This window comes from Kitasatospora sp. NPDC056783 (assembly GCF_042789895.1).
Lineage (GTDB): Bacteria > Actinomycetota > Actinomycetes > Streptomycetales > Streptomycetaceae > Kitasatospora.
Map to the genome: position 1 here is coordinate 1 of NZ_JBHUAF010000363.1, position 8,909 is coordinate 8,909.

Consider the following 8,909-nt stretch of genomic DNA (forward strand, 5'->3'; position numbering starts at 1 on the left):
GCCGGACCCAACACCCCATCGTCCGAAAGGGCGCGATGAACGTGTCGAGCAGTTCTCTCCGACTCGGCGATCGGGGACCGGCTGGTGGGGTTGCGGGTTGACGGCCGTGATCTGCGGCTCGCGAGGACCGCTACGGCGAGTCCTGCTGGAACCCCGATTTCCGGCAGCGGCACGTCGAGTACCCGAGGCGGTTCTTCACCCGCCTGAATGCCGGCGCGAAGAAGAGCCCGCCGCCGCGAGCCGTGCGCGGGTTGAAGGCTCCAGGGAGCCACCTCTGCTACTGGGGCGATCTTCCCGGGTGCCACCGCCGAGACGGCGCGGCCGCTTCGGTCCAGGTGCACTGCCGGGGAGTCTTCTTCAGCCCGGAGCGGCGCGACTGGCTGTCCGTACGGGACGGGCTCCATTGTGAGTTCGACGTGGCGGGCACCGCCGAGCACTCGAACTGGCCGATGATCCACGATAATTCAAGGAGCCAGAAAAGTGGCTGAAACAATCGTATACGATCCCCTCGATCCTGCGGTGCTGACCGATCCGTACCCGTTGTACGCGGAATTGCGCGATCAGACGCCGGTCTTCTGGAACGAGCGCATGCAGTCCTGGGTGGCGACCCGCTACGACGACTGCCGCGAGGTGCTGCGCAACCACCAGACCTTCGCCCGCGACCGGCGCCGGGTAAACATCGACGTCCCGGAATTCGCGCAGAACCTCCAGTCCCTGGACCCTCCGCAGCACGCGCCATTGCGCAGCCTCCTCATGAACGCCTTCCGGGCGCAGGACCTGGACGCCGCGGCTCACCGGACCCACGACAAGATCCTCGGTCTCTTCCAGGACCTGTCCGATCTGGACGAGTTCGACTGGATCCACGAGGTTGCGGCCCCGGTGGCGCTGAATCTGACGGCAGAACTGTTCGGCGTGGTCGAGCCGGATTTGAAGCACTATGCCGCCCTGGCCGACGCGATCACCCGGCGGATGGACGCGGGGCTCGATCCGACGGTGATCGAGCCCGGCGACGAGGCGCGGAAGCAGTTGAACACGCTGGCCGACGGCTGGTTCGCGGAGAACAGCGGACGCCCGGGCCTGATGACCACCATCAAGCAGCTGATGGACGGTGCGACCGTTCCCGAGCACTACATCGGCAACAGCATCGCGGCGATCTTCAACGCGAGTTACGGAACGGTGTTCGCGGCGGCCGGCAACGCCGTCCTGACTCTGCTCCAGCACCGTGGAACGCTGGACCGGTTCCGGGACCGTGGCGTGGTGGACACGGGAGTGGAGGAGCTGATCCGTTTCGACGGGCCAGCTCAGGGCACCAGCCGCATCGCCGCGGAGCGCACCGTGCTGGGTGGACAGGTGATCGAGGCCGGCCGGCCCGTCATCACGCTGCTCGCGGCCGCCAATCGTGATCCGGCCCAGTTCGAACGGCCTGACGAACTGGTCCTCGACCGCTCCCCGAACCGGCATCTGGGCTTCGGCTGGGGACCCCACGCCTGTCTGGGGGCGACCTTCGGCCACGTGGCGATCAAGGAGATCGTTCTCTGCCTCCTGGAAGCGCCCTCGCTACGCCTGACGGGAACTCCCGTCCGCCGGAGGACGGCCACGGTGCGCAGCATGGACCTGCTTCCCGTGAGTTTCCGCAAGTAAGCCAGTACATCCGGCAACCCATAGGGCTAGAACAGGAAGGCATCGCATGTCGGATGTATCGGCTGATGTCGTCGTCGTGGGTAACGGCGCCATCGGTTCGTCGATCGCGTTTGAATTGCAGCGACGCGGTCACCAAGTGGTGCTCGTAGGGGAAAGCGCCAGGCCGTATGCGGCATCCGTGGCAGCCGGCGCCATGCTGGGCTGCTTCGGAGAAGTGACCACGTCACTCCTGGCCAGCGAGAGCGGGCGGGCGAAACTCGCCACCGACCACCGTGCGCGCGCCGAATGGCCGGAGTGGGACTACGACCTCGGTGTGGCCTCCGGGGACGAGCGAAGTCTCTACGTCGCGAATGGGACGTTCGTCCTGTTGAACTCCATGGGCACCGCGGCGGTGGACTCGGGGAACTTCCGGGCCGTCGAGGAGGCGCTCCGGGAGTACGAGGAGCCGTACGAATCCGTGGATCCCGAGCAGATCGACTGGCTCGCACCCGAGGAACTGGCGCGGTCACTGCGCGGCCTCTACATTCCGTCCGAACACGCGGTGGACGCGCACCGGCTGCTCGACAAGCTGAAGGCGGGCTTCCTCCGCTATGGCGGCCGGATCGTCGATGCGGCGGCTGCCGGGCTCGAACTCAGGGGTGAGCGTGTCGTCGGGGTCCGCCTGGCGGACGGCGACCGGCTGACGGGCGACCAGGTCGTCGTCGCCGCCGGCGTGCAGTCGCTCGCGCTGCTCGACGCGGTAGACGAGGTCCGTCGCCGGATCCCGCCGCTGGTGAGCGGCTACGGGGTCTCCGCGCTCCTGGAGGTGGGCGGCGGGACGTTGCCCACCTCGGTGTTGCGCACCCCCAATCGAGCCTTCGCCTGCGGGATCCACTGCGTGCCGCGGGGTGACGGTGTGCTGTACGTGGGCGGTACCAATGTGCTCACCAAGGCGCCGCGACAGTACGCGACGGTGCGCGATCTGCAGTTCCTGCTGGAATGCGCCGTGGACCAGCTCTCCTCGGAGCTGCCGCAGTCCGGAGTGCGGGCGGTGCAGGTGGGCAACCGACCGGTCCCGGCCGACGGATTTCCGCTCATCGGTGGCGTCGGGATCGAGGGCCTCTGGCTGGCCACCGGAACGTACCGGGACGGACTCCACCAATCGCCGCTCATCGCCAAGTTCATCGCCGCGAAGGTTGAGGGTGATCCGTGGGAGTCCGACTCGCTGACGGCCTTCGCTCCGGTGCGCAGTCCCCTGCCGTTCGGCGCGCGCGAGCAGATCATCCAATCGACCGTGCAGCAGACCATGGCTTCCGGCTACGAGCAGCGCTGGCGGGTCACTCCCGAATGGCCCGTGCGCATCGAGGCGCAGCTGCGCCGGGAGTACACCGAGGCGGTCGAGAAGCTGCATCCCACTTTCACGCCGCCACCTGAGTTCATCGCGAAGATGAATGAAGGGATCCGCGAGAACTTGAAGGCTTATTACGACGCGTGGTCGTAAATCAACAGGTGATTAGGAGGATTGCAGTGAAGATTCTGATTGCCAATGACATCGACGAATCACTGTGGCTGCGCAAGGACGGCCGTACGTGGTCGCAGCGGGTCTTCTGGTTCGCCGATGAAGGCGACCTGGTCATCCTGTCCGATCATCCAGACGAGGATTTCCTCCGGCATGTTTGCGGACTGCGGGGCATCGACCCGACGCGCATAGCCGTCCGGGTCTGTCCGCCGGGCCGCCGGAACGGGAACCGGCTGATCGGCCCTGACGCACTTCTGGATCCGAATTTCATCGCGGACATCGCCGTCGGCATCGGAGCGGACCCGGAGACAGTCAGTCTCTTCCCTTCGGCCATGGTGAGCGAGTTCGCGGCACGGATAGGCCTCGGAAGCCGACCGGAAGGCTCGGAGTTCCTGGCCCAAGGGGGCAGCGAACTGGCCAACAGCAAGGCAACGTTCCGAGCACTCGCCGGCGGGGCGGGCGTCGCGACGGCCCCGGGCGCCGTCTGCCGGAGCAAGGACGAGGCCGTTCACGCCATGGAGGCGTTGATCGGCGACGGTCATGACGTGATGGTAAAGATGGCTCACCGAGGGGCGGGAGCCGGGAACGAACTGGTCCTGAACACCGGGGGTACGGCGCCGGCGAACATCGGAGCGCGCCACCACTACCGACTCGACGCCGGGCCGGACGCGATCGGCCGGTACTGGGAGGAGAGGTGGCTCTGGGCCTCCGCCGAGGGCCGGTACCCGGTCGTGGTCGAGCAGGTGCTCGACGTCCGGCAGTCCCTCTACGTCGAACTGCTGATCGGCGACGCCTCGTGCGATCTCCGCGGGGTGGGCGTGTTGTCGTACGCCGGTGGCCGCATTGCCTGCGAAACCCTGGGACTGGCCGAGATACCCGAGCCGCAGGCCCGGCAGGCCGTGGACGATGCCACCCGGCTCGCCGATGTGTACCGGGCGATGGGATACCGAGGGTATTTCTGCGCGGACGCCGTCATGACGGACGACATGCACGTCCTGTTCACGGAAGTGAACGCCCGCACGACGACCGGCAGTCACCTGCACGAATTCCTCGACGTCCAGGCGAAGGCGGTGACCCGGGAGAACGACATCGTGGTGCGCCAGTACGCCGATTCGCCGGATTGGAGCGTGCGGTCCACCGAGCAGTTCCTCACCGGTCTCGCGAACGCCGGCCTCACCTACAGCACGGCATCCGGTACGGGGATTTTCATGGCAATACCGGCTTTTCCGGAGCAGTCGTCCGGTTCGTTCCTCTATGTCATCGCCTGCAAGGAACAGGAAGAAGAGGAATACCTTCGCAAGCTCGACGAGCTGTTCCGTTCGACTCCGGGCCAAGGCTGATCCTCAACCTCACGACTTCTCAACCCCACGACGTCGAACGTCGAACAAGGAGGGTCACATGCACGTCGTCCTCATCGCTCTGCAGGCGGACATGATCCGGAGCCTGGCCGCGGGCGGCCACAGCATCACCTTGCTGTACGAACCCCGTCACAAGCGCCAGGCCCTTGAGCTGAGTCCGCTGATCACGCGCAGGTGCGCGGTGGATTCGTACGAGAGGGTGGAATCGTTGTGGTCGGGCCTGGAGTGTCTGGACCTGACCGAGCCGGTCGAGGTGGTGCTCGCCGGCCATGAGCGGGCGGTGGTGTCGGCGGCCGTGCTCGGTTCCCAGCTGGGTGCCACAGCGGTGGACCCGCTGGTGGCGATGGGCTGCCGGGACAAGGCGACGCAGAAGTCCAGGTGGTCCCAGGCCGGTGTGCCGACCGCGCGCTGGTGCGTGATGACGAACGGCGCGGAGTCCGTCCAGCAGGTACGGGAGTCCCTCTCCGCAGCCGGTCTGGAACCCCCGGTGGTCATCAAGCCGCCGCTGGGCGGCGGATCTTTGTTCGTGTCCGTCGCCCATTCGTACGCCGAGATATGCGACAGCGCTGGCGCGACGGACGAGCTGAGCCGCCCGCTGGTGGAACAGAAGATCGACGGCCCTGAATGGCACCTCGACGGCCTAGTGCAGAAGGGGCGGATCACCGACCTCATGGTCTCGAAGTACCTGACGGCCCCCATCCGCACCGGGACCGGCGCTCCCGTGCGATCAGTCGCCCTGCCACCGGCATTGCACGAGGAAACCTACGCGGCGGCCATGGACTTCTCCCAGCGGGCCGTCGATGCGCTGGAACTGGCCCGGGGAGTCTTCCACCTCGAAGCCTTCGGGCAGCCAGGGCGGTTCATCGCGGGCGAGCTCGCCTGCCGGCCGGGTGGGACCCTGATCAGCCGCGTGGGGGAAAGCATTCTGGGGCTCGACCTCTGGGCCGCGAGCGCTCAGCTTTTCACCGGCGACCCCATCGTCCGGAAGGAAGTCGATCCCGGCCTGGTGCACGGCTGGGTCCATCTGCCCTCGGTCGCCGGATCGCGCAACTCCGTCACGGAAGCGGACATTCTCGGCATAGACGGCGTGACCAGCGTCTCCCTGAAGGTTCCGGTGGGGGCGGTGATGGGGGGAATGCTGACGTCCTCGTCCAACGGAATCGGAGCCGCGACGGTATCCGGATCGAGCGAGGAGGAATGTCGGCTCGCGATGGACAGGGTCGTCGACAGGGTCCAGGAGATCCATGAGAAGCGCCCTTACGACTCCGTCGATGCCGAGGCGGTCTCCGTGTGTGACGGGCTGCGCCCGCAGCAGCGGTGACAGACCGGTCCCCGCCGATGCTGCCCGGTCTCACCGGGTGACCGGGCAGCAGGACGCGCCCTACCTCGTGGCCGTACCACCCTCGGCCATCGTGGTTCTTCCGGTGGCGAGCACCTCGCCCGCCTCGGTGCGACGGTAGACCACGCGTCGGCCCGTGCGCTCGCCGACCACGAGTTCCGCCTCGCGCAGGACCGCGAGGTGGCCGCCGACCGTGCCGAGCGACAGGTCGAGTTCGGCGGCGAGTTCACTGCTCGTGGCCGGGCTCTCCAGGGCGCGCAGGATCGCGGTGCGGCCCGTGCCGATGAGCCGGGCCAGGGCCTGGTCGCGGGGGCCGGCCCCGGCCGACTGCAGGTCGCCGGTGCCCCGGGCGGGGTACACCAGCGCGTACGGCAGTCCGGGCGCCTCGCACAGCCAGGTGCCCCTTCCGGCGCGGGTGCACGGAACGAACAGCATGCCCTCGGGGCCGACCACACGGTCGTGACCGGGCCGGTTGCTGAAACGGATCGCGTCCGCGCCGACCCAGACGCTGTGCCGGTTCATCCGCTCCACGGCGCGCGGCCACCCGTAGGCAGCCAGCAGACCCGCACGGTAGGTGACGTCGCGTTCGAGCAGGGCACGGCGGCGCGGCCAGTCCGCGGCGAGGTGCGCGTCCCAGATGTGCCGGAACAGCTCGGCGGTGCGGCCGGCCCAGTCGTGGCCGGTGAGCCACGCGCCGAGATCGTGCCGCTCCCAGCTCGCCTCCACCGCCAGCTGCAGACTCGCGCCGACGGCCTCGTCCGGCACCCGCGCCATCTGCGCGAGCTCTTCGTGGAGCCGGGTGCGCATGCCGCCGGGCGGGGGGAACGAGACGTGGTCGGGCAGGTACTTCGTCGAGCTGATCAGCGCGACCATACCCCTGGCGAACGGGTCGGCGTCGAGCCGGGCCCGGAAGGCGGCGTGGTGGCGGGCGTGCCAGGGCGCGAGCCACGTGTCGGTGCATGGCCGGGAGAGGGCGATGGCGGCGCCCAGCGTCTCCGCGAGCGGCGAGAGTGCGAAGCGGGAGCGTGACAGGGCGTGGGAATCCAGGCGCAGCAGCACCATCCGGCGTGTTCCTTCCTCCTCGGCTCGGGGAGACGTCCACCCCCACGAACTTTCGGCAGCCAGCGAAACGATAGTGCCACCGACCGTTCGTCCGCATACTCGGGCCGGTGTTCACAGCAACCTCTCCTTCCTCCGCCCCGGCCGCCCCGCCCTCCGCCTCTCCGCTGCGACAGCCCAGCTTCCGCTGGTACTTCGCAGGACAGACCGTGTCCCTGCTGGGCAGTTCCATGGCGCCGGTGGCACTGGCCTTCGCCGTCCTCGACGCATCGGCGCAAGCGGGGGACCTGGGTCTCGTGCTGGCCGCCCGCATGCTGCCGATGCTCGGCTTCATGCTGATCGGCGGCGTGGTCGCCGACCGGCTGCCCCGACGCCTGGTCCTCGTGTCCGCCAACCTGGGCTCCGCGCTGACCCAGGGCGCTGTCGCCGCACTGCTCCTGACCGGCCACTACTCGCCGTGGCCCATCGCGGCCCTGGGCTTCCTCAACGGGGTGCTGGGGGCGTTCACCTCCCCCGCCCTGCGCGGCCTGCTGCCCGAACTGGTGGCCAAGGACGGGCTCCAGCGGGCAAACGCCCTGCTCGGCATGGTCAAGAACGGCACCAAGGTGTTCGGCCCCACGATCTCGGGCGTGCTGCTCGTCGCCGCGGGCGGCGGCGCGGCGATCGCCCTCGACGCGCTCAGCTACCTGCTCGCCGCCGCGTTCCTGGCGCGCCTGCCCGCCTCCTCGGGCCGCATCGCCTCCAAGGGACGACGGCACCTCGCCCGCGACCTGCGAGAGGGCTGGGACTCGTTCCGGCGCACGTCCTGGGTCTGGCCGGTCACCCTGGCGTTCTGCGCCGTAAACCTGGTCAACACGGGCAGTTGGCAGATCCTGGGACCTCAGCTGACCGCCGACGTGTCCTCCCCCGTGACGTGGGGCCTGGTGCTCAGCGTGCGCGGTGTCGGCATGCTGCTGAGCAGCAGCCTGCTCTACCGGTTGACCATCCGGCGCTTCCTGCTGTGGGGGCAGCTCGCAGTCACGCTGAACGCCCTCCCGCTGCTCGCCTTGGGCGCCCGGCTGCCCGTGCCGTGGCTGATCGCCGCGTCGTTCGTCGCCGGTGTCGGCTCCTCGGTCTCGGCGATCGCCTGGGACACCTCCCTCCAGGAGCACATCCCGGCGGGGGTGCTGTCCCGAGTCGCCGCCTACGACGACCTCTTCTCCTACCTGGCCATCCCGGTCGCCCTGCTGGCGGTGGGACCGCTCAGCCAGAGCTTCGGCCCGTACGCGGTCACCACGGTGTCGGGCCTGCTGTTCGTCGTGATCGCCCTGCTGCCGCTAGTGGTCCCCGCAGTGCGCCGCCTGCCGCACGCGGCACCGGGGCAGTAGCCGACTGGGCGGCCGAGCGCCGGGCCCGGCCCCGGGGGTGGCGCATGGCGGGACCGGAACGGAACACTCGGATGCTCCTCCAGGAGCGTCCGCGGCTGATCATCGCCTTCCACGACCACTTCTCGCCGGACAGCGGCGGGACGTCCGATATGCGCCTGCGCGGGTTGCTGAGGCAGGTGCCGGTGTGGCTGGTGCCCCACGAGGACGTGCAGCAGGGGATGTGGCTGCGGCTGGCGCGCTGACCATGATTCAGCGCTCTTCAGCGCCGGCTCAGCGGGTCTCGTCGGTGAGGCACCCTTGTTTGAGCAGTTGTTCGAGGGTGCGTCCGCGGTAGTGGGCGAGTTCGCGGAAGGCGTCGTGTTCCCGCTGCCAAGCGAGGGCCTGGTCAGCTGCCGCCTGCTGGATGTACTTCTTCGTGGGGCATGCCCAGGGCTGCTGCACGGGCGTCGATCGCGGCCTGTTGTGCCGGGGCGAGGGCACCGGCGACAGCAAGGCGGTCAACGTCTCCGGCAGGCTCACCAAGCGCGAGGACCTGTCCATCCGCCTGGGCACCTGGCAATCCAGCTTCCCCGCCGGAACCTGGAAGCACAGCGACACCTACAAGCGGGACGTCTTCTCCTGACCGTACGTCCGCGACTCCCCACGGC

Annotated in this window: 9 protein-coding genes; 7 read left to right on the top strand and 2 right to left on the bottom strand. The window is 68.7% G+C overall.

Annotated features, from left to right (window positions below; genetic code table 11):
- The first annotated feature begins 480 nt into the window (after positions 1-480).
- Genes ACFRMQ_RS33455 through ACFRMQ_RS33470 form a run of 4 tightly spaced genes read left to right on the top strand, consistent with a single transcriptional unit; the run spans position 481 to position 5,818 of the window.
- Entirely contained in the window at positions 481-1,641 is a 1,161-nt protein-coding gene (locus ACFRMQ_RS33455) for a cytochrome P450 (RefSeq protein WP_380734518.1), read from the top strand.
- Between the two features lie 46 nt (positions 1,642-1,687).
- Positions 1,688-3,121 (top strand): NAD(P)/FAD-dependent oxidoreductase, encoded by a 1,434-nt coding sequence (locus ACFRMQ_RS33460; protein ID WP_380734519.1) that lies wholly within the window; start codon positions 1,688-1,690, stop codon positions 3,119-3,121.
- Positions 3,122-3,147: 26 nt separating this feature from the next.
- On the top strand, positions 3,148-4,479 hold the full coding sequence (locus ACFRMQ_RS33465) for a hypothetical protein (RefSeq protein WP_380734520.1): 1,332 nt from the start codon (positions 3,148-3,150) through the stop codon (positions 4,477-4,479).
- A 58-nt stretch (positions 4,480-4,537) separates the two neighbouring features.
- Complete coding sequence (locus ACFRMQ_RS33470) at positions 4,538-5,818, top strand: acetyl-CoA carboxylase biotin carboxylase subunit family protein (protein ID WP_380734521.1); 1,281 nt, start codon at positions 4,538-4,540, stop codon at positions 5,816-5,818.
- A 60-nt stretch (positions 5,819-5,878) separates the two neighbouring features.
- Here the strand turns inward: ACFRMQ_RS33470 and ACFRMQ_RS33475 are convergent, their stop codons facing one another.
- Positions 5,879-6,898, bottom strand: a complete 1,020-nt coding sequence (locus tag ACFRMQ_RS33475) for a helix-turn-helix domain-containing protein (RefSeq protein WP_380734522.1) — start codon at positions 6,896-6,898, stop codon at positions 5,879-5,881.
- Between the two features lie 107 nt (positions 6,899-7,005).
- On the opposite strand from ACFRMQ_RS33475, the gene ACFRMQ_RS33480 reads away from it, so the two are divergent.
- Both ACFRMQ_RS33480 and ACFRMQ_RS33485 read left to right on the top strand, forming a co-directional pair.
- Positions 7,006-8,262: an MFS transporter gene (locus ACFRMQ_RS33480; protein WP_380734523.1), complete on the top strand. Its 1,257-nt coding sequence runs from the start codon at positions 7,006-7,008 to the stop codon at positions 8,260-8,262.
- Between the two features lie 71 nt (positions 8,263-8,333).
- Positions 8,334-8,504: a hypothetical protein gene (locus ACFRMQ_RS33485; RefSeq protein ID WP_380734524.1), complete on the top strand. Its 171-nt coding sequence runs from the start codon at positions 8,334-8,336 to the stop codon at positions 8,502-8,504.
- 28 nt (positions 8,505-8,532) lie between these two features.
- On the opposite strand, the gene ACFRMQ_RS33490 is transcribed toward ACFRMQ_RS33485, so the two are convergent.
- Positions 8,533-8,703 carry a hypothetical protein gene (locus ACFRMQ_RS33490; protein WP_380734525.1) on the bottom strand — a complete coding sequence of 57 codons (171 nt, stop codon included), beginning with the start codon at positions 8,701-8,703 and terminating at the stop codon, positions 8,533-8,535.
- A gap of 19 nt (positions 8,704-8,722) precedes the next feature.
- Here ACFRMQ_RS33490 and ACFRMQ_RS33495 point away from each other — a divergent pair, with 19 nt between their 5' ends.
- Positions 8,723-8,884, top strand: coding sequence for a hypothetical protein (locus ACFRMQ_RS33495; protein WP_380734526.1), 162 nt, complete (start codon positions 8,723-8,725; stop codon positions 8,882-8,884).
- Positions 8,885-8,909 lie beyond the last annotated feature (25 nt).

Excerpts from the sequence above, each read along its gene's own strand:
- ACFRMQ_RS33460 (WP_380734519.1), top strand. The coding sequence starts at position 1,688 with ATGTCGGATGTATCGGCTGATGTCGTCGTCGTGGGTAACGGCGCCATC.
- ACFRMQ_RS33470 (WP_380734521.1), top strand. The coding sequence starts at position 4,538 with ATGCACGTCGTCCTCATCGCTCTGCAGGCGGACATGATCCGGAGCCTG.
- ACFRMQ_RS33475 (WP_380734522.1), bottom strand. The coding sequence starts at position 6,898 with ATGGTGCTGCTGCGCCTGGATTCCCACGCCCTGTCACGCTCCCGCTTC.
- ACFRMQ_RS33485 (WP_380734524.1), top strand. The coding sequence starts at position 8,334 with ATGCTCCTCCAGGAGCGTCCGCGGCTGATCATCGCCTTCCACGACCAC.